This is a genomic window from Streptomyces sp. NBC_00873 (assembly GCF_045207415.1).
GTDB lineage: Bacteria > Actinomycetota > Actinomycetes > Streptomycetales > Streptomycetaceae > Streptomyces.
Window position 1 is genome coordinate 2,754,042 of record NZ_CP108803.1, and the last position, 23,033, is coordinate 2,777,074.

Annotated in this window: 12 protein-coding genes, 1 tRNA gene, 3 rRNA genes and 1 pseudogene; 6 read left to right on the top strand and 11 right to left on the bottom strand. The window is 65.2% G+C overall.

Annotated elements, in window-relative coordinates; genetic code table 11:
* Positions 1–70 precede the first annotated feature (70 nt).
* The gene (locus OH809_RS12340; RefSeq protein ID WP_406422342.1) at positions 71–748 is read right to left on the bottom strand and encodes a two-component system response regulator; all 678 of its coding nucleotides are present in this window, start codon (positions 746–748) and stop codon (positions 71–73) included.
* A gap of 244 nt (positions 749–992) precedes the next feature.
* On the bottom strand, positions 993–6,422 hold the full coding sequence (locus OH809_RS12345) for a HAMP domain-containing protein (protein ID WP_406422341.1): 5,430 nt from the start codon (positions 6,420–6,422) through the stop codon (positions 993–995).
* A 413-nt stretch (positions 6,423–6,835) separates the two neighbouring features.
* On the opposite strand from OH809_RS12345, the gene OH809_RS12350 reads away from it, so the two are divergent.
* Together OH809_RS12350 and OH809_RS12355 are read left to right on the top strand one after the other, a co-directional pair.
* A complete protein-coding gene (locus OH809_RS12350; protein WP_406422340.1) occupies positions 6,836–9,451 on the top strand; it encodes a SpoIIE family protein phosphatase in 2,616 nt (871 codons plus the stop codon).
* 41 nt (positions 9,452–9,492) lie between these two features.
* Positions 9,493–10,398 (top strand): oxidoreductase, encoded by a 906-nt coding sequence (locus OH809_RS12355; RefSeq protein WP_406422339.1) that lies wholly within the window; start codon positions 9,493–9,495, stop codon positions 10,396–10,398.
* A gap of 44 nt (positions 10,399–10,442) precedes the next feature.
* Here the strand turns inward: OH809_RS12355 and OH809_RS12360 are convergent.
* The 4 genes from OH809_RS12360 to OH809_RS12375 form a co-directional block, all read right to left on the bottom strand.
* Positions 10,443–10,515: transfer RNA gene (locus OH809_RS12360), tRNA-Thr, on the bottom strand.
* Between the two features lie 182 nt (positions 10,516–10,697).
* A 5S ribosomal RNA gene (rrf, locus tag OH809_RS12365) occupies positions 10,698–10,814 on the bottom strand.
* A gap of 79 nt (positions 10,815–10,893) precedes the next feature.
* Positions 10,894–14,018: ribosomal RNA gene (locus OH809_RS12370) — 23S ribosomal RNA — on the bottom strand.
* Positions 14,019–14,317: 299 nt separating this feature from the next.
* Positions 14,318–15,843, bottom strand: a 16S ribosomal RNA gene (locus OH809_RS12375).
* Together the 16S, 23S and 5S rRNA genes with 1 tRNA gene alongside form the textbook arrangement of a ribosomal RNA operon.
* A gap of 87 nt (positions 15,844–15,930) precedes the next feature.
* Here OH809_RS12375 and OH809_RS12380 point away from each other — a divergent pair.
* A complete protein-coding gene (locus tag OH809_RS12380) occupies positions 15,931–16,344 on the top strand; it encodes a hypothetical protein (RefSeq protein WP_406422338.1) in 414 nt (137 codons plus the stop codon).
* 144 nt (positions 16,345–16,488) lie between these two features.
* Here OH809_RS12380 and OH809_RS12385 read toward each other — a convergent pair whose 3' ends face one another.
* From OH809_RS12385 to thyX, 3 genes are all read right to left on the bottom strand, one after another.
* Complete coding sequence (locus OH809_RS12385) at positions 16,489–18,174, bottom strand: ribonuclease J (RefSeq protein WP_406422337.1); 1,686 nt, start codon at positions 18,172–18,174, stop codon at positions 16,489–16,491.
* A 127-nt stretch (positions 18,175–18,301) separates the two neighbouring features.
* Positions 18,302–19,201 carry a 4-hydroxy-tetrahydrodipicolinate synthase gene (gene dapA, locus OH809_RS12390; RefSeq protein WP_406422336.1) on the bottom strand — a complete coding sequence of 300 codons (900 nt, stop codon included), beginning with the start codon at positions 19,199–19,201 and terminating at the stop codon, positions 18,302–18,304.
* Positions 19,202–19,353: 152 nt separating this feature from the next.
* Positions 19,354–20,091 (bottom strand): FAD-dependent thymidylate synthase, encoded by a 738-nt coding sequence (gene thyX / locus OH809_RS12395; RefSeq protein WP_406422335.1) that lies wholly within the window; start codon positions 20,089–20,091, stop codon positions 19,354–19,356.
* A 186-nt stretch (positions 20,092–20,277) separates the two neighbouring features.
* Here thyX and OH809_RS12400 point away from each other — a divergent pair, with 186 nt between their 5' ends.
* Both OH809_RS12400 and OH809_RS12405 read left to right on the top strand, forming a co-directional pair.
* The gene (locus OH809_RS12400; protein ID WP_406422334.1) at positions 20,278–20,514 is read left to right on the top strand and encodes a hypothetical protein; all 237 of its coding nucleotides are present in this window, start codon (positions 20,278–20,280) and stop codon (positions 20,512–20,514) included.
* Between the two features lie 93 nt (positions 20,515–20,607).
* Positions 20,608–21,159 (top strand): hypothetical protein, encoded by a 552-nt coding sequence (locus tag OH809_RS12405; protein ID WP_406422333.1) that lies wholly within the window; start codon positions 20,608–20,610, stop codon positions 21,157–21,159.
* Between the two features lie 505 nt (positions 21,160–21,664).
* Here the strand turns inward: OH809_RS12405 and OH809_RS12410 are convergent.
* A complete protein-coding gene (locus OH809_RS12410; RefSeq protein WP_406422332.1) occupies positions 21,665–22,198 on the bottom strand; it encodes a putative immunity protein in 534 nt (177 codons plus the stop codon).
* 71 nt (positions 22,199–22,269) lie between these two features.
* On the opposite strand from OH809_RS12410, the pseudogene OH809_RS12415 reads away from it, so the two are divergent.
* A pseudogene (locus OH809_RS12415) lies at positions 22,270–22,350 on the top strand (recombinase); the annotation flags it as partial.
* 188 nt (positions 22,351–22,538) lie between these two features.
* Here OH809_RS12415 and OH809_RS12420 read toward each other — a convergent pair.
* Entirely contained in the window at positions 22,539–23,030 is a 492-nt protein-coding gene (locus tag OH809_RS12420) for a hypothetical protein (protein WP_406422331.1), read from the bottom strand.
* Between the last annotated feature and the right edge of the window lie 3 nt (positions 23,031–23,033).

Genomic DNA, 23,033 nt, shown 5'->3' on the forward strand with positions numbered 1-23,033 from the left:
CACCAGGGGAGGAACGAGCATCCGTCCCCGAACCCGGTTCCCGGGCCGGGGAGTTCGGCGAGTGACAGCGTTACGAGGGAATCGCGGCCGTGCCGCTTCCGGTGCCGGGCTCCAGCGCATCGAGCGCGCGCCGCAGTCCGGTCAGTTTCCGCTCCAGATGGGCCGCGGTGGCCACCGCGGCGGCGTCCGCCGACTCCTCGTCGAGCTGCTTGGAGAGCGCCTCCGCCTGCTCCTCGACGGCCGCGAGGCGCGCCGAGAGCTCGGCCAGCAGACCGGCAGGCTCCTTCTCCTGGTCGGCGCCGGGGTGGCCGCCGCCCTCCAACTGCAGCCGCAACAGCGCCGCCTGCTCACGCAACTGGCAGTTCTTCATGTACAGCTCGACGAAGACCGAGACCTTGGCGCGCAGCACCCAGGGATCGAACGGCTTCGAGATGTAGTCCACCGCGCCGGCCGCGTAACCCCGGAAGGTGTGATGCGGACCGTGGTTGATCGCGGTGAGGAAGATGATCGGGATGTCCCGGGTCCGCTCCCGCCGCTTGATGTGCGCGGCGGTCTCGAAACCGTCCATGCCAGGCATCTGGACGTCCAGCAGAATGACCGCGAAATCGTCCGTGAGCAGCGCTTTGAGCGCTTCCTCCCCTGACGATGCCCGTACCAGCGTCTGATCGAGCGCAGAGAGGATGGCCTCCAGCGCCAGCAGATTCTCCGGCCGGTCATCGACCAGGAGGATCTTGGCCTTCTGCACCATGGCCCGTCCTCCTCGCCCCGGAATTGCACCGGGCGCCGCCCCAGGGGACGACTCCCTTACGCCGTCCGTCCTTGTGCCGGTCATGGTAGCCGCACCCCGCCCGTCACCACACCCTGTCACCGCGATGTCACTGTGCACGTACCGGAAACGCGGTGGGAGACCAGAAGGTTCCCCGTCCACCGCGTTCTCACACCCCTTCGAGCACAGTCGATCGGCCACTTATCGCGATTTGCTCCAGAGGCGATCACTCTCCGCGCATCCACTGCTCCATGACGGAAAGCAGATGATCGGCATCGGCAGGCTTGGTGACATAGTCGGAAGCACCGGAGTCGATCGCCTTCTCCCGGTCACCCTTCATCGCCTTCGCGGTCAGCGCGATGATGGGCAGCCCGGCGAACTGCGGCATCCTGCGGATCGCCGTCGTCGTCGCGTAGCCGTCCATCTCCGGCATCATGATGTCCATCAGCACGACCGTCACATCGTCGTGCTGTTCCAGGACTTCGATGCCCTCGCGCCCGTTCTCCGCGTACAGCACCGAGAGCCCGTGCTGCTCCAGCACGCTGGTGAGCGCGAAGACGTTACGGATGTCGTCGTCGACGATGAGGACCTTCTCGCCGCTGAACCGGAAGACCCTGCGGACCTCGGGCTCCTCCTGGCCGGACCGGGTCAACGACTCCTGAGCCGGTGCAGCCGGCTCGGTGTGCCCGGCGGGCCTGGACGGCAGCGCGGTCCGCCGCTCCGCCCCGCCGAGCGCCTTGCGACGCCGCCGGAAAAGGCCCGCGGAACCGGCCACGTGGTGCAGCGCCGTCCCTGAGCCCGTCTCCGGGACCAGACCGTTCCCGGCCGCGGCACCGTGCGCCTCGATGGAACCGGGGCCGATCTGCGGATAGCCCTGCGGCGGCAGCTCGCTGAGGTGCAACGGCAGATACAGCGTGAAGGTCGAGCCGCGGCCCGGCTCGCTCGACGCATGAATCTCGCCACCGAGAAGCCGGGCGATCTCCCTGCTGATGGACAGCCCGAGCCCCGTGCCGCCGTACTTGCGACTGGTCGTACCGTCCGCCTGCTTGAACGCCTCGAAGATCACCAGCATCTTGCTGGACGCGATCCCGATCCCGGTGTCGGTGACCGAGAACGCGATCAGATCGGCGTCGGCGTCGCGCAGCGAACCGGCTTCCAGGAGCTGCTCGCGGATGGCGTTCGGCACATCCGCGCCGGCAGGCCGGATCACCAGCTCCACGGCGCCACTGTCGGTGAACTTCACCGCGTTGGAAAGGAGGTTCCGCAGTACCTGGAGGAGCCGCTGCTCGTCCGTGTGCAGCGTGGCGGGAAGCTCCGGCGACACCCGTACGGAGAAGTCGAGCCCCTTCTCGGCGGTGAGCGGCCGGAAGGTCGCCTCCACGTAGTCGACCAGCTGGACCAGTGCGATCCGGGTCGGGCTGACGTCCATCTTGCCCGCCTCGACCTTCGACAGATCGAGGATGTCGTTGATCAGCTGCAGCAGGTCGGAACCTGCGCCGTGGATCGTCTCGGCGAACTCCACCTGCTTCGGGGAGAGATTCCCCTCGGCGTTGTCCGCGAGCAGCTTGGCCAGGATGAGCAGTGAGTTGAGCGGTGTGCGCAGCTCGTGCGACATGTTCGCCAGGAACTCGGACTTGTAGCGCATCGAGACCGCGAGCTGCTCGGCCCGCTCCTCCAGGACCTGCCGCGCCTCCTCGATCTCGGTGTTCTTCACCTCGATGTCGCGGTTCTGCTGGGCCAGCAGTTCGGCCTTCTCCTCCAGTTCGGCGTTGGACGCCTGGAGCGCCTTCTGCCGGTTCTCCAGCTCCTCCGAGCGGTCGCGCAGCTGCTCGGTCAGCTCCTGCGACTGCTCCAGGAGCTTCTCCGTCTTGGTGTTGACGCTGATCGTGTTGACGCTGGTCGCGATCATCTCGGCGAGCTGGTTGAGGAAGTCCCGCTGGATGTGGGTGAACGGCTGGAACGAGGCCAGCTCGATCACACCGAGGACCTGCCCCTCGAAGAGCACCGGCAGCACGATCACATGCGCCGGCGGCGCCTCGCCGAGGCCCGATGAGATCTTCAGATAGCCCTGCGGCACGTTGTCCACCTGGATCGTCCGCTTCTCCTCCGCCGCCGTACCGATGAGCGTTTCGCCGGGCCGGAAGGACGTGGGCATCGAGCCTGCGGAGTAGCCGTAGCTGCCCCGCATGCGGAGTACGTACGCACCCTCCTGGTCCGCGTCCGCCACCACCGCGTCGGTGTCACCGGTGGGCACGGCCAGGAAGAACGCCCCGTGCTGTGCCGAGACGACCGGGGTCAGCTCGCTCATGATCAGCGAGGCGACGTCGTCGAGATCACGGCGTCCCTGCATCAGACCGGAGATCCGGGCGAGGTTGCCCTTGAGCCAGTCCTGCTCCTTGTTGGTGGCAGTGGTGTCGCGCAGGTTGGCGATCATCGTGTTGATGTTGTCCTGCAGGGCCTGGATCTCACCGGCCGCGTCCACATCGATCTTGAGGTTGAGATCGCCGCGGGTCACCGCGGTGGCGACGGCCGCGATGGCCCGCACCTGACGGGTCAGGTTCCCGGCCATCTCGTTCACGGACTCGGTGAGATCGCGCCAGGTTCCGTCGACGTCCCGGACCCGCGCCTGACCGCCCAGCTGACCCTCGGTGCCCACCTCACGGGCCACCCGGGTCACCTGCTCGGCGAAGGACGACAGCTGGTCGACCATCGTGTTGATGGTGTTCTTCAGCTCCTGGATCTCACCGCGCGCGTCGATGTCGATCTTCTTGGTGAGATCGCCCTTGGCGATGGCGGTGGTGACCGTGGCGATCTGGCGCACCTGACCGGTCAGGTTGGACGCCATCGAGTTCACCGACTCGGTGAGGTCCTTCCACGTACCGGAGACTCCCGGCACCCGCGCCTGACCGCCGAGCTCGCCCTCGGTACCCACCTCGCGGGCGACTCGCGTCACCTCGTCGGCGAACGAGGACAGCGTCGTCACCATCGTGTTGACGGTGTCGGCGAGCTCGGCGACCTCGCCACGCGCCTCGACGGTGACCTTCTTGGTCAGATCGCCGTTGGCGACCGCGGACGAGACCCGGGAGATGTTCCGCACCTGGCTGGTCAGGTTGTTGGCCATCAGGTTGACGTTGTCGCTGAGGTCCTTCCAGATGCCGGTCGCGCCGCGCACCCGTGCCTGACCGCCCAGGATGCCCTCGGTACCCACCTCACGGGCGACTCGCGTCACCTCGTCGGCGAAGTTGAGCAGCTGGTCGACCATCGTGTTGACGGTCGTCACCAGTTCGAGGATCTCGCCCTTGGCGTCGACGGTGATCTTCTTGGAGAGATCGCCCTTGGCGACCGCGGTGGTGACCTCGGCGATGTTGCGGACCTGCAAGGTCAAGTTGTTCGCCATGCCGTTGACGGACTGGGTGAGGTCCTTCCACGTACCGGACACACCCTGCACCTCGGCCTGGCCGCCCAGGATGCCTTCCGTACCCACCTCACGGGCGACCCGCGTCACCTGCTCGGCGAAGTTCGAGAGCTGGTCCACCATCGTGTTGAGGGTGTTCTTCAGCTCCAGGATCTCGCCGCGGGCGTCCACGTCGATCTTCTGCGACAGGTCACCGCGCGCCACCGCGGTGGCGACCTGCGCGATGTTACGGACCTGAGCGGTGAGGTTCCCCGCCATGCCGTTCACCGAGTCGGTCAGATCGCGCCACACCCCGGCCACGCCGGGGACCTGCGCCTGGCCGCCGAGCCGACCGTCGGTGCCCACCTCGCGTGCCACCCTGGTCACCTGGTCGGCGAAGGCGGAGAGCTGGTCCACCATCGTGTTGATGGTGTTCTTCAGTTCGAGGATCTCGCCGCGGGCGTCCACGTCGATCTTCTGCGACAGATCGCCCCGGGCGACCGCCGTGGTCACCTGGGCGATCTGACGCACCTGGGAAGTCAGGTTCCCGGCCATGAAGTTGACGGAGTCGGTGAGCTCCTTCCAGGTACCGGAGACGCCGTCGACCCGCGCCTGACCGCCCAGGCGGCCTTCCGTGCCCACGTCCCGCGCCATCCGGGTCACCTGGTCGGCGAAGGACGACAGCTGCGCCACCATCGTGTTGACGGTGTTCTTCAGCTCCAGCATCTCGCCGGCCACATCCACGGTGACCTTCTGCGACAGATCACCGTTCGCGACCGCGGTCGTCACCTGCGCGATGTCCCGCACCTGACCCGTCAGGTTCCGGAACGCCGTGTTCACCGAGTCCGTGAGGTCCTTCCACGTACCCGCCGCACCCGGCACCTCGGCCTGACCGCCCAGCCGGCCCTCGACACCGACCTCCCGGGCGACCCGGGTCACTTCCGAACCGAAGGACTGGAGCTGGTCCACCATCGTGTTGACGGTGTTCTTCAGCTCCAGCATCTCGCCGGCCACATCCACGGTGACCTTCTGCGTCATGTCCCCGCTGGCCACCGCCGTGGTCACCTGCGCGATGTCCCGCACCTGTGTCGTCAGGTTCCGGAAGACCGTGTTCACCGAGTCGGTGAGGTCCTTCCAGGTGCCCGCCGCACCCGGCACCTGCGCCTGACCGCCGAGCAGCCCCTCGCCACCGACCTCGCTGGCCACCCGCGTCACTTCGTCCGCGAAGGTCCGCAGCGTCTCGGTCATCTGGTTGATCGTCTCGGCGAGCTGCGCCACCTCGCCGCGGGCGCTCACGGTGACCTTCTGCGACAGGTCGCCACTGGCGACCGCCGTCGTCACCTCCGCGATCCCGCGCACCTGCGAGGTGAGGTTCCCGGCCATCGTGTTGACGGAGTCGGTGAGGTCCTTCCACACGCCGGCCACACCAGGCACCGTCGCCTGCCCACCGAGCTCACCCTCCGTGCCCACCTCACGGGCGACCCGGGTCACCTCGGAGGAGAACGACGACAGCTGGTCGACCATCGTGTTGACGGTGTTCTTCAGCTGCAGCATCTCGCCGGCCACGTGGACGGTGACCTTCCGCGACAGATCGCCCTTGGCCACCGCCGTCGTCACCAGGGCGATGTCCCGCACCTGTGCGGTCAGCCGGTACGCCATGGTGTTGACGGAGTCCGTGAGGTCCTTCCAGGAACCGGACATTCCGCGCACCTGGGCCTGTCCGCCCAGCTTGCCCTCGGTACCCACCTCGACCGCGACCCGCGTCACCTGCTCGGTGAATGCCGACAGCTGGTCGACCAGGTTGTTGACCGTACGGGCCACCTTCAAGAACTCGCCGCGCAGCGGTCGCACGGTCTCGTCGGCCGTGTGCGACCGGAGTTCCATCCGCTGTTCCAGATCACCGTCGGCCACCGCCGACAGCACCCGCCCGACCTCCGAGACCGGCCGCGCCAGGTCGTCGACCAGCTCGTTCGAGGCATCGATGGCCGCGGCCCAGGAGCCCTCGCAGGCCCCGGTCTCAAGGCGCTCGGTGAGCTTCCCCTCACGCCCCACCACGCGACGTACCCGGGCCAGCTCGCCGGTGAGGTGGAGATTGCGGTCGGCAACCTCGTTGAAGACCGCCGAGATCTCCGCCATCGGCCCCTCGCCCGAGACGGTCAGACGCCTGCGGAAATTCCCGTCGCGCATCGCCACCAGGCCGGCCAGCAGTCTGTTGAGCGCCGCGGCGTCCACTTCGATGGTTCCATTGCGCTGTTTCTTCACGGACTGTCCGCCTTTTGTGCGCGTTCCTGATCCCCGCGCCGCCACGCCAGACTCCACCGTGTCCCTCCCGCAGGGGTTGACCGAATCGCTCGGGCCTTGCCTGGGATCTTGCCCAGTTCCACATTGGCTCACCGCCACAGTCCACCGTCGACGGGTGACCATGCGGACGTCAAATCGTTGAAAGCTACCAGGCTGGAACTGATCGAGGTGGAACCTCCAACGGTTGTCCCGCATCCCTCCGTTGGGAAGACCACACTTGTCCGACCGGACACCGTTTCCTGGTCGCGCTTGGCCGAAGTCGGCCCTCGTGTACCCGACACCGAGAGCTAGCGTCTAGCCTGGCAGGCGAATCGAAGCGGCGAGAAACGGGCACAGGACTCGGGGAAGCGACGAGACACCATATGGGGAGTGCTGTGATCACCGCTCGCGCGGCTGCCACCTTCGACCCGGTCGGGCGCTCCGTCGCGACCGCCCGCGCCTTTGTCCGTGACACCCTGCAGGGGTGGGGGTACACCGACATCGTCGACGACGCGGTCGTGCTCACCAGCGAGCTCGTGACCAATGCCGTGGTGCATGCAGGCACCGCCGCCGACGTGCTGTGCCTGCGCACGGAGGACGGCGTCCGGGTCGAGGTCTCCGACCACTACCCGGAGCGGGAGATCCCGCTCCAGAGCACCGGACTCGACTTCGGCAGCCCCGATCGTGAGGGCGGCCGCGGTCTGCTGCTCTGCGCGGCACTCGCTTCCCGGTGGGGCGTCGAGTACACCCCGGCGCACAAACAGGTCTGGTTCCAGCTCGATCTTCCCGAGCGCCCGGTGGGCATCCGTTCCGCGGGCCCGCTGCTCCCCATCGACCTCCTCCCGGTCGCGGACGAGCGCGTCCGGGTCGCCGTCGTACAGATCGACCACTCCGGTTCCATCACCGGGTGGAACGATGACGCCGCGTTCCTCTTCGGCCACACCGCGGAACAGGTCACCGGCAAACAGCTCACCGACTTCACCGCCTGGCCGCACACCCCCGGCACCAGCACCGGAATCGCCGACGCGCTCCAGCTCTCCCGCTGGGAAGGCAGTTACGGCATCCGGGGCGCCGACGGCCGCACCATTCCCGTGTACGCCTCCCACCTCAGAGTCCGCGACACCCAGGGCGAACCGTCCACGGTCTGTCTTCTGGTCCGCGACCACGAACGTGCCGTGCTCCAGACACCGGTGCGCGCCCCGGTCACCGACGCGGGCTCCGAGAGCCGCACGACGGACCCCTTCGAGGTGTTCATCGGCTCCCCCGCCCCCGACGACCTCGACGGGCTGCTCCAGCGCACCGTCGAACGGGCCCGCGACATGCTCGACGCGGATTCGGCCTTCCTGCTGCTGGCCACCGACGACGAGACCGAGCTGGAGGTCCGGGCCACGACCGGCCTCCCGTCCGCCCGTCAGCGCTTCGCCCGCGTCCCCGTGGAAGCAGGCACGGGTCGGTACGGCTCCGCCCGGATGCCGGCCGTGCACGAAGACCTCACGGTCGTCCCCGGCGCCGTGCCGCTGCTCAGCGACACCGGTATGCGCTCCGTCGTGACCGTCCCGCTGAAGGTCGAAGGACGCCTCACGGGGTCGCTGGGCGTCGCGACGGAATCGCCCGGCCGGTACACCAACGAGGAGGCCCTGCGCCTCCAGTTCGCCGCGGACCGTATCGCGCTCGCCGTCGAATCGGCCCGCCTCGGCGAACTGGAACGGCTCCGCCGCGGTTCGCTGTCCTTCCTCGTCGAGGCGTCCGACCTCCTCGCCGGTACCCTCGACCGGGACCAGACCCTTGCCCTGATGGCCCAGATGACGGTCCCCACCCTGGCCACTTGGTGCGCCGTCTACACAATCGCCGACCAGTCCTCGGAGCCGTACCTCTCGTACGTCCTCCACGAGGACGAGGAACTCATCGACGGCCTCAAGGCCCTGCTCTCCAAGATCTCCCCGCCGGACCCCGTGCCGACCCCTGGCGCCCGTGTCTGGGCCGCCCCCTCCGAGGCAGCCCACGAGGCCGCCCTGCGCGCCTCCATGCGCAGTCTCGGCCGCGACCAGCCAGACGGTCTCGGCTCCGGCATCCGTACGACCCTGGCCACCGCGGCTGCGGTGGGAGGCGAGACAGTGGTCCTCCCTCTCGTCGCCCGCAACCGCGTCATCGGCATGCTCACGCTCGGCAAGCCGTCCGACGACCACTTCCGTCAAGAGATCCTCGAACTCGCCGAGGACCTGTCCCGCCGCGCCGCGCTCGCCCTCGACAACGCCCGCCTCTACTCGGAGCGCATGGCGATCAGCCAGTCCCTCCAGCGCAGCCTGCTGCCCCCGGGCCTGCCCGACGTCCCCAATGTCGAGATCGAGGTCATCTACCGGGCGGCGGGCGAGGGCAACGAGGTCGGTGGCGACTTCTACGACGTCTTTCCGATCCGCGACGGCGCCTACGGTTTCGCCATCGGCGACGTCTGCGGTACGGGCCCGGAGGCCGCGGCCGTCACAGGGCTGGCGCGCCACGCCCTGCGCCTGCTCGCCCGCGAGGGCTTCGGCGGTCCTGCCGTCCTGGAGCGCCTCAACGCGGCGATCCTCGACGAGGGCTCCCGCAGTCGTTTCCTCACCCTGCTCTACGGGGAGCTGTGGCCCCAGGAGGACGGCAGCGCCCTGCTGAAGGTGGTGTGCGCCGGGCATCCCCTTCCCCTGCGCCTGCGCCAGGACGGCACGGTCGAGGCCGCGGCCGAACCGCAGCCGCTGCTGGGCGTCATCGAGGACCTCGAACTGTACGAACAGACCGTCACCCTCGCCCCGGGCGACGTCCTGCTGTGCGTGACGGACGGCGTCACGGAACGCCGCGAAGGCACTCGCATGCTCGGAGACGACGGTCTGGCCGATGTGCTCACAGGATGTACGGGCCTGACGGCCGGGGCGGTGGCGGGCCGTGTCCTGCGGGCGGTGGAGCGCTTCGCCGCCGACCCCGCCTCCGACGACATGGCCATCCTGGCCATGCGTGTCCCTGAACCGCCCGCCGTCTGACTGCGCTTCATCGGTGAGTCGCCTCTGACAGACTCCGGATCATGGCTTCAGAGACGATCACCGCGGATACCGCGGGCACGTGGCAGCTCGGCGACCTGACCGTCAACCGTCTCGGTTTCGGCGCAATGCGCCTGACCGGAAGCGCCGCCTTCGACCTCGGTACGCCGAGCAACCGTGAGCAGTCGATCGGAGTGCTCCGGCGCGCGATCGAGCTCGGTGTGAACCACATCGACACCGCAGCGTTCTATTTCTCGTCGCTGCGCTCGGCCAACGAGCTGATCAACCGGGCACTTGCGCCGTATCCCAAGGACTTGGTCATCACCACCAAGGTCGGCCCGGTCCGGGACCCGTCGGGCGCATGGCAGCCCCACGCCCGGCCGGAGGAGCTGCGCGGCCAGGTGGAGGAGAATCTGCGCCAACTGGGCCGCGACCACCTCGATGTGGTCAATCTCCGTCTCATGGGCCAGGATTCGGTCTCCGAGCACTTCAGTGCCTTGGCCGAGCTCCGCGAGGCCGGCCTCATCCGCCACCTCGGCATCTCCAACATCAACAGCGAACACCTCGTCGAGGCACGGTCCGTGGCCCCGGTGGTCTGCGTACAGAACCGCTACGGCCTCCAGTCCAGGTCCACGGATGCCGACGCCATCCTGCGGCTCTGCGGAGAGCAGGGCATCGCGTTCGTGCCCTTCTTCGCCATCGCAGGCGAAGGCCGCGAGCAGGGGGCCAGTGCCGCCGGCTGGGGCGGCGACGAGGTGTTGCGCACCATCGCCCGCGCGCACAGCGCGACGGTCGCACAGATCCGCCTGGCCTGGACCCTGCAACAGGGCCCGCACGTACTGGCCATCCCTGGGACCGGCAATCCGGACCACCTCGTGGAGAACGTGGCCGCGGCCGCGCTGCGCCTTTCAGCAGACGAACTGGCTCGCCTCGACTCGCTCCATGGGTAAAGCGAAAGGCCCCCACCAATGGTGGGGGCCTTTCGCTTTGGCTGAGCCCCAATACGGAATCGAACCGTAGACCTTCTCCTTACCATGGAGACGCTCTACCGACTGAGCTATTGGGGCCTACTGCCCTGCGGCAACGAGATAAAGCATACCCCGAATTCGGGGAAATGCATAACCACGCGCGAGGACGTCCGAAAGACCAGCCACGCAAAGCAGCAGGCACTGCAGGGACGCGACGACAGCCGGCCCCGGGAACGCAGAAAAGCCCCGCACCAGAGGTGCGGGGCTTTCCCGGAATAATTGTTCGGCGGCGTCCTACTCTCCCACAGGGTCCCCCCTGCAGTACCATCGGCGCTGAAAGGCTTAGCTTCCGGGTTCGGAATGTAACCGGGCGTTTCCCTAACGCAATGACCACCGAAACACTATGAAATTAACCAACACCGGGCAACAACACGGCCGTTCGTTATTTCAGAACTAACACAGTGGACGCGAGCAACTGAGGACAAGCCCTCGGCCTATTAGTACCAGTCAGCTCCACCCGTTACCAGGCTTCCACATCTGGCCTATCAACCCAGTCGTCTACTGGGAGCCTTAACCCCTCAAAGGGGGTGGGAATACTCATCTCGAAGCAGGCTTCCCGCTTAGATGCTTTCAGCGGTTATCCTTTCCGAACGTAGCCAACCAGCCATGCCCTTGGCAGGACAACTGGCACACCAGAGGTTCGTCCGTCCCGGTCCTCTCGTACTAGGGACAGCCCTTCTCAATATTCCTACGCGCGCAGCGGATAGGGACCGAACTGTCTCACGACGTTCTAAACCCAGCTCGCGTACCGCTTTAATGGGCGAACAGCCCAACCCTTGGGACCGACTCCAGCCCCAGGATGCGACGAGCCGACATCGAGGTGCCAAACCATCCCGTCGATATGGACTCTTGGGGAAGATCAGCCTGTTATCCCCGGGGTACCTTTTATCCGTTGAGCGACAGCGCTTCCACAAGCCACTGCCGGATCACTAGTCCCGACTTTCGTCCCTGCTCGACCCGTCGGTCTCACAGTCAAGCTCCCTTGTGCACTTACACTCAACACCTGATTGCCAACCAGGCTGAGGGAACCTTTGGGCGCCTCCGTTACTCTTTAGGAGGCAACCGCCCCAGTTAAACTACCCATCAGACACTGTCCCTGATCCGGATCACGGACCCAGGTTAGACATCCAGCACGACCAGAGTGGTATTTCAACGGCGACTCCACAACCACTGGCGTGGCTGCTTCAAAGTCTCCCACCTATCCTACACAAGCCGAACCGAACACCAATATCAAACTGTAGTAAAGGTCCCGGGGTCTTTCCGTCCTGCTGCGCGAAACGAGCATCTTTACTCGTAGTGCAATTTCACCGGGCCTATGGTTGAGACAGTCGAGAAGTCGTTACGCCATTCGTGCAGGTCGGAACTTACCCGACAAGGAATTTCGCTACCTTAGGATGGTTATAGTTACCACCGCCGTTTACTGGCGCTTAAGTTCTCAGCTTCGCCGACCCGAAAGTCAGCTAACCGGTCCCCTTAACGTTCCAGCACCGGGCAGGCGTCAGTCCGTATACATCGCCTTACGGCTTCGCACGGACCTGTGTTTTTAGTAAACAGTCGCTTCTCGCTGGTCTCTGCGGCCACCCCCAGCTCATGGAGTAAATCCAATCACCAGTGATGGCCCCCCTTCTCCCGAAGTTACGGGGGCATTTTGCCGAGTTCCTTAACCATAGTTCACCCGAACGCCTCGGTATTCTCTACCTGACCACCTGAGTCGGTTTAGGGTACGGGCCGCCATGAAACTCGCTAGAGGCTTTTCTCGACAGCATAGGATCATCCACTTCGCCACAATCGGCTCGGCATCAGGTCTCAGACTCATGTGTGACGGATTTGCCTACCACACGCCCTACACCCTTACCCCGGGACTACCACCGCCCGGGCTGGACTACCTTCCTGCGTCACCCCATCGCTTACCTAGTACAAGTCTGGTTCGTCGGCTCCACCACTACCCTCAACTCCGAAGAGATCGGGCCGGCTTCACGGACTTAGCATCGCCTGATTCAGTATTGGGCGTTTCAAAGCGGGTACCGGAATATCAACCGGTTGTCCATCGACTACGCCTGTCGGCCTCGCCTTAGGTCCCGACTTACCCTGGGCAGATCAGCTTGACCCAGGAACCCTTAGTCAATCGGCGCACACGTTTCTCACGTGTGTATCGCTACTCATGCCTGCATTCTCACTCGTGAACCGTCCACAACTCGCTTCCGCGGCTGCTTCACCCGGCACACGACGCTCCCCTACCCATCCCAGCAGGCGTTGGCCCTATACGCTGGAATGACACGACTTCGGCGGTACGCTTGAGCCCCGCTACATTGTCGGCGCGGAATCACTTGACCAGTGAGCTATTACGCACTCTTTCAAGGGTGGCTGCTTCTAAGCCAACCTCCTGGTTGTCTCTGCGACTCCACATCCTTTCCCACTTAGCGTACGCTTAGGGGCCTTAGTCGATGCTCTGGGCTGTTTCCCTCTCGACCATGGAGCTTATCCCCCACAGTCTCACTGCCGTGCTCTCACTTACCGGCATTCGGAGTTTGGCTAAGGTCAGTAACCCGGTAGGGCCCATCGCCTATCCAGTGCTCTACCTCCGGCAAGAAACACACGACGCTGCACCTAAATGCATTTCGGGGAGAACCAGCTATCACGGAGTTTGATTGGCCTTTCACCCCTAACCACAGGTCATCCCCCAGGTTTTCAACCCTGGTGGGTTCGGTCCTCCACGAAGTCTTACCTCCGCTTCAACCTGCCCATGGCTAGATCACTCCGCTTCGGGTCTTGAGCGTGCTACTAAAACGCCCTATTCGGACTCGCTTTCGCTACGGCTTCCCCACACGGGTTAACCTCGCAACACACCGCAAACTCGCAGGCTCATTCTTCAAAAGGCACGCAGTCACGACTGTTGCTCCGAAGAACAACAGCGACGCTCCCACGGCTTGTAGGCACACGGTTTCAGGTACTATTTCACTCCGCTCCCGCGGTACTTTTCACCATTCCCTCACGGTACTATCCGCTATCGGTCACCAGGGAATATTTAGGCTTAGCGGGTGGTCCCGCCAGATTCACACGGGATTTCTCGGGCCCCGTGCTACTTGGGTGTCTCTTAAACGAGCCGTCAATGTTTCAGCTACGGGGGTCTTACCCTCTACGCCGGACCTTTCGCATGTCCTTCGCCTACATCAACGGTTTCTGACTCGTCTCACGGCCGGCAGACCGTGAAAAAGAGATCCCACAACCCCGCATGCGCAACCCCTGCCGGGTATCACACGCATACGGTTTGGCCTCATCCAGTTTCGCTCGCCACTACTCCCGGAATCACGGTTGTTTTCTCTTCCTGAGGGTACTGAGATGTTTCACTTCCCCTCGTTCCCTCCACACTGCCTATGTGTTCAGCAGCGGGTGACAGCCCATGACGACTGCCGGGTTTCCCCATTCGGACACCCCCGGATCAAAGCTCGGTTGACAGCTCCCCGGGGCCTATCGTGGCCTCCCACGTCCTTCATCGGTTCCTGGTGCCAAGGCATCCACCGTGCGCCCTTAAAAACTTGGCCACAGATGCTCGCGTCCACTGTGCAGTTCTCAAACAACGACCAGCCACCCATCACCCCACCCTTATCAGGTGAGTTCACTGGGGCCGGCAACTGAAGGCGACCATACGGCCGTACCCTCAGATACCCAACAACGTGCCCGACACAACCGATCCCTTCCCACGTTCCACGCCGAAGCAGTACTAGTGAAAAACAACCTGTCGTGCCGAATAGTCAACGTTCCACCCATGAGCTACCACCGTCGAACATTTGCCGACGTAGTGGCCTCTGACCAAGCAAGCTTGGTAAGAAGTGCTCCTTAGAAAGGAGGTGATCCAGCCGCACCTTCCGGTACGGCTACCTTGTTACGACTTCGTCCCAATCGCCAGTCCCACCTTCGACAGCTCCCTCCCACAAGGGGTTGGGCCACCGGCTTCGGGTGTTACCGACTTTCGTGACGTGACGGGCGGTGTGTACAAGGCCCGGGAACGTATTCACCGCAGCAATGCTGATCTGCGATTACTAGCAACTCCGACTTCATGGGGTCGAGTTGCAGACCCCAATCCGAACTGAGACCGGCTTTTTGAGATTCGCTCCGCCTCGCGGCATCGCAGCTCATTGTACCGACCATTGTAGCACGTGTGCAGCCCAAGACATAAGGGGCATGATGACTTGACGTCGTCCCCACCTTCCTCCGAGTTGACCCCGGCAGTCTCCTGTGAGTCCCCATCACCCCGAAGGGCATGCTGGCAACACAGAACAAGGGTTGCGCTCGTTGCGGGACTTAACCCAACATCTCACGACACGAGCTGACGACAGCCATGCACCACCTGTATACCGACCACAAGGGGGGCACCATCTCTGATGCTTTCCGGTATATGTCAAGCCTTGGTAAGGTTCTTCGCGTTGCGTCGAATTAAGCCACATGCTCCGCTGCTTGTGCGGGCCCCCGTCAATTCCTTTGAGTTTTAGCCTTGCGGCCGTACTCCCCAGGCGGGGAACTTAATGCGTTAGCTGCGGCACCGACGACGTGGAATGTCGCCAACACCTAGTTCCCAACGTTTACGGCGTGGACTACCAGGGTATCTAATCCTGTTCGCTCCCCACGCTTTCGCTCCTCAGCGTCAGTAATGGCCCAGAGATCCGCCTTCGCCACCGGTGTTCCTCCTGATATCTGCGCATTTCACCGCTACACCAGGAATTCCGATCTCCCCTACCACACTCTAGCCTGCCCGTATCGACTGCAGACCCGGGGTTAAGCCCCGGGCTTTCACAACCGACGCAACAAGCCGCCTACGAGCTCTTTACGCCCAATAATTCCGGACAACGCTTGCGCCCTACGTATTACCGCGGCTGCTGGCACGTAGTTAGCCGGCGCTTCTTCTGCAGGTACCGTCACTTTCGCTTCTTCCCTGCTGAAAGAGGTTTACAACCCGAAGGCCGTCATCCCTCACGCGGCGTCGCTGCATCAGGCTTTCGCCCATTGTGCAATATTCCCCACTGCTGCCTCCCGTAGGAGTCTGGGCCGTGTCTCAGTCCCAGTGTGGCCGGTCGCCCTCTCAGGCCGGCTACCCGTCGTCGCCTTGGTAGGCCATCACCCCACCAACAAGCTGATAGGCCGCGGGCTCATCCTTCACCGCCGGAGCTTTTAACCCCGTCCCATGCGGGACAGAGTGTTATCCGGTATTAGACCCCGTTTCCAGGGCTTGTCCCAGAGTGAAGGGCAGATTGCCCACGTGTTACTCACCCGTTCGCCACTAATCCACCCCGAAGGGCTTCATCGTTCGACTTGCATGTGTTAAGCACGCCGCCAGCGTTCGTCCTGAGCCAGGATCAAACTCTCCGTGAATGTTCTCCCGTAATCGGGATGACACACACGAGAGCGGAACGACCGGTCGGAATAGGACCGATCGTTCACAGCGTCCTCGCTGTGTAATTGCCTACCGGAACCGTGAGGCCCGGCAGGACTTTCAAAGGAACCTCCAACCTGCCGAAGCAGGCCGGGGTATCAACATATCTGGCGTTGACTTTTGGCACGCTGTTGAGTTCTCAAGGAACGGACGCTTCCTTTGTACTCACCCTCTCGGGCTTTCCTCCGGGCTTTCCCTTCGGTCTTGCGTTTCCGACTCTATCAGACTCTTTCGTGTCCGATTCCCGGTCGAAGCGGGCCCTCTGCGAAGCAGAAGATTTGTTACTGCGCTTTCCAGTTCTTCGCTTTCGCGTTTCCCTTTCCGGCGGTTCCAACCTTACCAGACTCTTTTTCGTTTCCGTTTCCGGTCCGAATTTGATTCCGGTGGCCTTTGGAGTGGCCTTTGCCTTTCGGCGGATCCGACTTTATCAGAAGTTCTGAGTCGGAATTTCCGACCTGCTCAGGGCGGCCGCTGCGCACGAGTGCGCGGGCTGCTTCCCGGTCAGGCGGAGCCGTAAACATACTGGAGCGGGGCGCCCGATGCAAATCGGGAGCCCCGCTCCGGAGTTCGCGCCTGTCGGAGGGTCAGACCTCCACGACGACAGGGAGGATCATCGGGCGCCGACGGTAGGTGTCGGAGACCCACTTGCCCACCGTGCGGCGGACGAGCTGCTGCAGCTGGTGCGGCTCCATCACGCCGTCCTGGGCGGACTTGTTGATCGCTTCCTCGATCTTCGGTACGACGGCGCTGAATGCCGCGTCGTCGATACCGGAACCCCTGGCATGGATGTCGGGGCCGCCCGTGATCTTGCCGGATGAGCTGTCGACCACGATGAAGACCGAAATGATGCCTTCTTCGCCGAGAATGCGGCGGTCCTTGAGGGAGATCTCGGTGACGTCTCCGACCGAGAGGCCGTCGACGTAGACGTAACCCGCCTGGACCTTGCCGACGATCTTGGCCTTGCCGTCGATGAGGTCGACCACGACGCCGTCCTCGGCGATGACGATGTGGTCCTTGGGAACACCCGTAAGGGCGCCCAGTTCGGCGTTGGCCCGCAGGTGGCGCCATTCGCCGTGCACCGGCATCAGGTTCTTCGGCTTGCAGATGTTGTAGAAGTACAGCAGTTCGCCGGCCGAAGCGTGGCCCGAGACATGGACCTTGGCGTTGCCCTTGTGGACGACATGGGCACCCCAGCGGGTCAGGCCGTTGATCACGCGGTAGACGGCGTTCTCATTGCCCGGGATCAAGGACGACGCCAGGATCACCGTGTCGCCCTGGACGATCCGGATCTGGTGGTCGCGGTTGGCCATCCGGGACAGCGCGGCCATCGGCTCGCCCTGCGAGCCCGTGCAGACCAGCACGACCTCGTCGTCCGGCAGGTCGTCGAGGGTCTTGACATCGACGACCAGGCCCGCGGGGACCTGCAGATAACCGAGGTCGCGGGCGATACCCATGTTGCGGACCATCGAGCGGCCGACGAAGGCGACCCGGCGGCCGTACTCGTGTGCCGCGTCCAGGATCTGCTGAATGCGGTGCACGTGGCTGGCGAAGCTCGCCACGATGATGCGCTTCTGGGCGTTCGCGAAGACCGTGCGCAGGACGTTGGAGATGTCCCGCTCGGGCGGTACGAAGCCGGGCACCTCTGCATTCGTCGAGTCGGAGAGGAGGAGGTCGATGCCTTCCTCGCTCAGCCGGGCGAAGGCGTGCAGGTCGGTGAGACGGCCGTCCAGCGGGAGCTGGTCCATCTTGAAGTCACCGGTCGCGACGGCCATGCCCGCGGGGGTGCGGATGGCGACCGCGAGGGCATCCGGGATGGAGTGGTTGACCGCGATGAACTCGCAGTCGAAGACGCCGATGCGCTCGCGCTGGCCTTCCGCCACCTCAAGGGTGTACGGACGGATCCGGTGCTCCTGAAGCTTCGCCTCGATGAGTGCGAGGGTCAGCTTGGAGCCGATGAGCGGGATGTCCGGCTTCAGGCGCAACAGATACGGGACGCCACCGATGTGGTCCTCGTGGCCGTGCGTGAGGACGATGCCCTCGACGTCGTCGAGGCGGTCCCGGATCGTGGAGAAGTCCGGCAGGATCAGGTCGATTCCGGGCTGCTCCTCCTCGGGGAAGAGCACTCCGCAGTCGACGATGAGCAGGCGGCCGCCGTACTCGAAAACCGTCATGTTGCGGCCGATTTCGCCGAGGCCGCCGAGCGGGGTGACGCGGAGGCCGCCCTTCGGGAGCTTCGGCGGGGTGCCGAGTTCAGGATGCGGATGACTCAAAAGACTCTCCTTACCACGCACGCCACGTACCGCTGAGGCACGTGGCGTCCATGTCATTCGTGCACTTGCTGTTCTCTGACGTCGCTCTTGTGAGTGTTCTTCGCTTATTCAGTTGTGAAGTCTGTGGTTACAGCTGTACCCCACCGGCGGCGAGGTCGATCTTGAGCTGGGCCGCTTCCTGTGCGGTGAGTTCCACCAGAGGAAGGCGCAGCGGGCCTGCGGGCAGGCCCTGGAGCGCCAGCGCGGCCTTGGTGGTGATCACACCCTGGGTGCGGAACATGCCGGTGAAGACCGGCAGGAGCTTCTGGTGGATCTCGGTGGCCTTCTGGACGTCGCCGCCGAGATACGCCTCGATGAGGGCGCGCAGGTCGGGGGTGACGACATGACCGACGACGGAGACGAAGCCGACTGCGCCGACCGAGAGCAGCGGAAGGTTCAACATGTCGTCGCCCGAGTACCAGGCGAGGCCGGACCGGGCGATGGCCCAGCTTGCGCGGCCGAGGTCGCCCTTGGCGTCCTTGTTGGCGACGATACGCGGGTGCTCAGCGAGCCGGACCAGCGTCTCTGTGTCGATCGGCACACCGCTGCGGCCGGGAATGTCGTAGAGCATCACCGGGAGACCGGTGGCGTCCGCGATCGCCGTGAAGTGGCGGAAGATGCCTTCCTGCGGCGGCTTGTTGTAGTACGGCGTGACCGCGAGAAGGCCGTGGGCGCCGGAGCCCTCAGCCGTGCGGGCGAGCTCGATGCTGTGGCGGGTGTCGTTGGTGCCGATGCCGGCGACGACATGGGCCCGGTCCCCTACAGCTTCCAGGACCGCCCGTACGAGCTGGTCTTTCTCCGCGTCACTGGTGGTCGGGGACTCGCCGGTGGTGCCGTTGATGATCAGGCCGTCATTGCCTGCGTCCACCAGGTGGGCGGCGAGCCGCTGGGCACCGTCGAGGTCGAGTGCGCCGTCCGCCGTGAAGGGCGTGACCATCGCGGTGAGGACCCGCCCGAAGGGAGTCTGCGGAGTGGAGATCGGAGCCATGGGTAACACGCTACTCGCTGCTCAGCGCCCGGTGGTCCCTCGGGGGGACAAGGGAGAGGAGCCCGGCACTGCCTGCTCGGGGGTTCAAGCAGTGCCGGGTCCGTTTGATCAGCCTAGATGAACTTCACGAAACGTCGCAATACGGACACCGCTTACGGGGCTACGCGTCCATTCTTGTTGAAGGCTGCATGGGTGAGCGGCATGAGCCTCGCCCAGTGCTCCTCCATCTGCTCGCCGACCATTTCGATCTCACGCTGCGGGAAGGACGGGACCTTCGCCAGCTCGTGCTGGGTGCGCAGACCGAGGAAGTGCATCAGCGAGCGTGCGTTGCACGTGGCGTACATCGACGAGAACAGGCCGACCGGGAGCACGGCCCGGGCGACCTCGCGTGCGACGCCGGCGGCGAGCATCTCCTGGTACGCCTCGTACGCCTGGCGGTACGAGTCCTCCATCACGCGGCCGGTGAGCTCCTGCTGGGCCGCGGTGCCCTCGACGAACTCGTACTTGCCGGGGCGGCCCTGCTGGACGAGCTTGCGGGCCTCACCGGGGACGTAGAAGACCGGCTCCAGCTCCCTGTAGCGGCCCGATTCCTCGTTGTACGACCAGCCGACGCGGTGGCGCATGAACTCGCGGAACACGAAGATCGGTGCGCTGATGAAGAACGTCATCGAGTTGTGCTCGAACGGGGATCCGTGACGGTCCCGCATCAGGAAGTTGATGAGCCCTTTCGAGCGCTCCGGGTCCTTGGTGACCTCTTCGAGGGACTGCTCTCCGGCCGTGGAGACACGGGCGGCGAAGAGGACGTCGGAGTCGGCCGCGGAGTGCTTCACCAGCTCGACGGTCACCTCGCTGCGGAAGCTGGGCTTTACGGGCTCGGGGGTCTCGGTCACCGGCGGGGTCCTTCCAATTGCGTCGCTCGGGCGGCGCCCACTCTACGGGCCGCCACTGACAACGTGCCTCAGAAGGTCCGTCCGAGGATTTCTTCGGCGAATTCGGCGATTCGGGGCACCGAACGGGCCCGCCGTGCGTCTGACTCGGTAGCACCGTCCCTATCAGATCTCAAGGAGAGTTTCCTCATGTTCCGCCGGCGTGAAGCCGTCCCGTTCGCTTTCGTAGCCGAGGCCGACCGATTCCGCAGCAATGTCGCCCCGCCGCCCCGGGAGCGCGCCACCGTCTCGCAGCTGGCGGCCCACTCCCTCGTGGGGCTGACCGTGATCGCCGGTCTCGCCGGATCGCTGCTCCTCGGCCTTCCCGCCCTCGCCCCGGAGCAGGCTCCGTCGCACAGCCAGCAGACCGAGGCCGCCCACCGCTGACTCGTACGGACCCCTGGGGTGGTAGGGGCGGGGGCCTGCTCGGTAGCCTCACCGGACACAGCAATCGAGCATGCTTGTGAGTGAGGATCAGTCGTGCCCCTGCCCTTTCTGACGGCCGACCGCGCGTTTGACGCGAGCGCTGAGGACATTGCGCTGCCGTTCGACGACCACGACAGCTGGCGGCGCCCCTACCGCCCCGGGCCGTGGCGGGTCGCAACGGCGGCCACCCTGTTGTTGCTCGCCTCGTTCGTGCTCATCGCGGGCATGATCATCGCGTTTGCCGGGGCGTTGCCCGGGGCTGCCCTCTGTGTCGGGCTCGCCCTTGTGGTGATCTTCTGCGCCCTGCGACTGCTGCGAATGGGTGCCTGGGTGAGCCGGCACGGGGTGCGGCGGGTGGGCTTCTTGGTGACGACGACCGTGCCGTGGGACCGGGCCGCCACGGTCCGTACGGTGCAGCAGCCGGTGAGGTGGCTCGGGTTCCCACGCACCGTGCAGGGTCAGGCTCTGATCGTCGTACGGAAGGGTGGCGAGGCCGTGCCGCCGCTGCTCACCGACTGCAATGCGGACTTCCTCGGGCGTGGCGAGGCGTTCGACCGGGCCGCCGACACGATCGAGGCGTGGGGGGACGAGTACCGGCGCGGTTAAGACCGACCAACAAGTGGGGGTGGGTGAAGGAGCGGGGCTGGGGTGCGTGCATCGCAAGGCGGAGGATTGAGCCACGGCGAATGGGCCTCCCCTGCTCGAGCGAAGCCGAGAGCTCGGGGAACATGGTGATGGACGACAACACCGCGAGGTGCGTGCCCCAGCCCCGTGACGCCACCCCCCAATTGCCGGCCGGTCTAAGGGTTGTCCGGTAATTCGTGGCGGATCGGCGCACGGCGTCAGAAGCGGTGCTTCGCAAGGCGGACGAGCGTCCTCACACTGGAGGCGGTCTCAACCGGTCGATGCATCACCCGTTGTGGATGATGCCGGTCGGAGGTGGGCGTGGGATTCTCGCGCGAACAGGAAGTCGAGCTGTGGGAGCGGTGGGGACGTGGTGATCCTGGTCGGGTGATCGCCCGCGCGCTGGGCTGTCATCCCTCGCGGGTGCGCGCAGTGCCGGCCGCCTCTGGCGGGGTCCGCCCGGGGCCTGTGGCATCTGATCGCCCTCTCAGGCGCGGAGAGCGGCGTCGAGATCGCGAATGAACTCTCCCACGCGCCCGCCTCCGGAAGGTGCGGCGGGAAAACGGCCGAGCACCGCGGTGACCGATGGCGGTGCGTGATGACGCGCCCATTCAAGGGTCCCCGCAGTGACACTCTGGTCTTCTCCGAATGCCAGCTCTTCTGCACGCGCCGCATGCGCTGCCGCACCGAGAATGTGCTTCACCTGATGAGCATTTGCCAGGGGATGAAGAAACGCGGCGCCGGCCGCATGGCTTGCCGCTCGTGCCGCGTCGACCGCAGCGGGTGAATCGGCTTCCTGCGCTGCTCTGAACGCCGCCCAACCGCTCTGTCGCAGAGCGGCCGTGCGTCGGCCGCCCTCAGCGAAAACGCGTGCTGCATCGATGGCGTCGCGAGGGCGCGTGTCAGCAGGAAGACTCTGTTCGAAGATCGACAGCGCCCTGCGCGCACAATCAGCCGCATAGCCCGCGATCTCACGAAGTTCGTGTTCGCTCAGCTCAATCTTGTCCGACTCAGTTGGCACGGCTCCATCTTGCCGCAGGTCGCCGGGTGTCGTGAGGCACTCGCTGCGTGCGGGCCGGCGACATCCTCGTGGTGACCGAACTCGACCGGCTGGCCCGATCCATCCAGGACGCCCGCGACATCGTCGACGAGCTCATCGGCAACGGCGTGAAGCTCCAGATCGGCGCCGGCGTGCACGACCCCGACGACCCCGTTGGCCGGCTGCTGCTTCAACGTCCTCGCGACGGTGCGTACCCGCGTGCGATCCGTCGTGCGCGAGACGCCCGTCTCGGCTGCGGCATGGACTTGGCGCACGGCGGCCGGTTCTGTCCTCGGTCGCCGTACGCGCTCGAACGATGTCCTCAGTCGCCGGACGGGACCGAGGTGGCGGACGAGCCCGGTGCGCCCGTCGGGGTCGGGTTCATGTGCAGGGCGATGGCGCGCTGCATGGCCTTGCGGGCGCGAGGGGTGTCCCGGGCGTCCTGGTAGGCGACGGCGAGGCGGAACCAGCAGCGCCAGTCGTCCGGGGAATCCTCGGTCTCCTCGCGGCGCCGTGCGAACACGGCGTCGGCCGAGTCGCGGTCGATACGGCCTCCCGGGGTGCGGACCAGTTCGTCGACCGGCAGGCCGCCCTCGGAGTCCAACTCCGCAGCGAGGGCGTTGGCCCTGCGGACGAACTGGGTGTTCTTCCAGAGGAACCAGATGCCGATCACCGGCAGGATCAGCACCGCGACCCCGAAGGTGACCGTGATCAGCGTGCCGTGCTCGATGAGGAGCAGGCCACGGCTGCCGACCAGGACGAAGTAGAAGACCAGGACGGCAGCGGTGACGAGATAAGTGATCTTTGCGCGCATGGC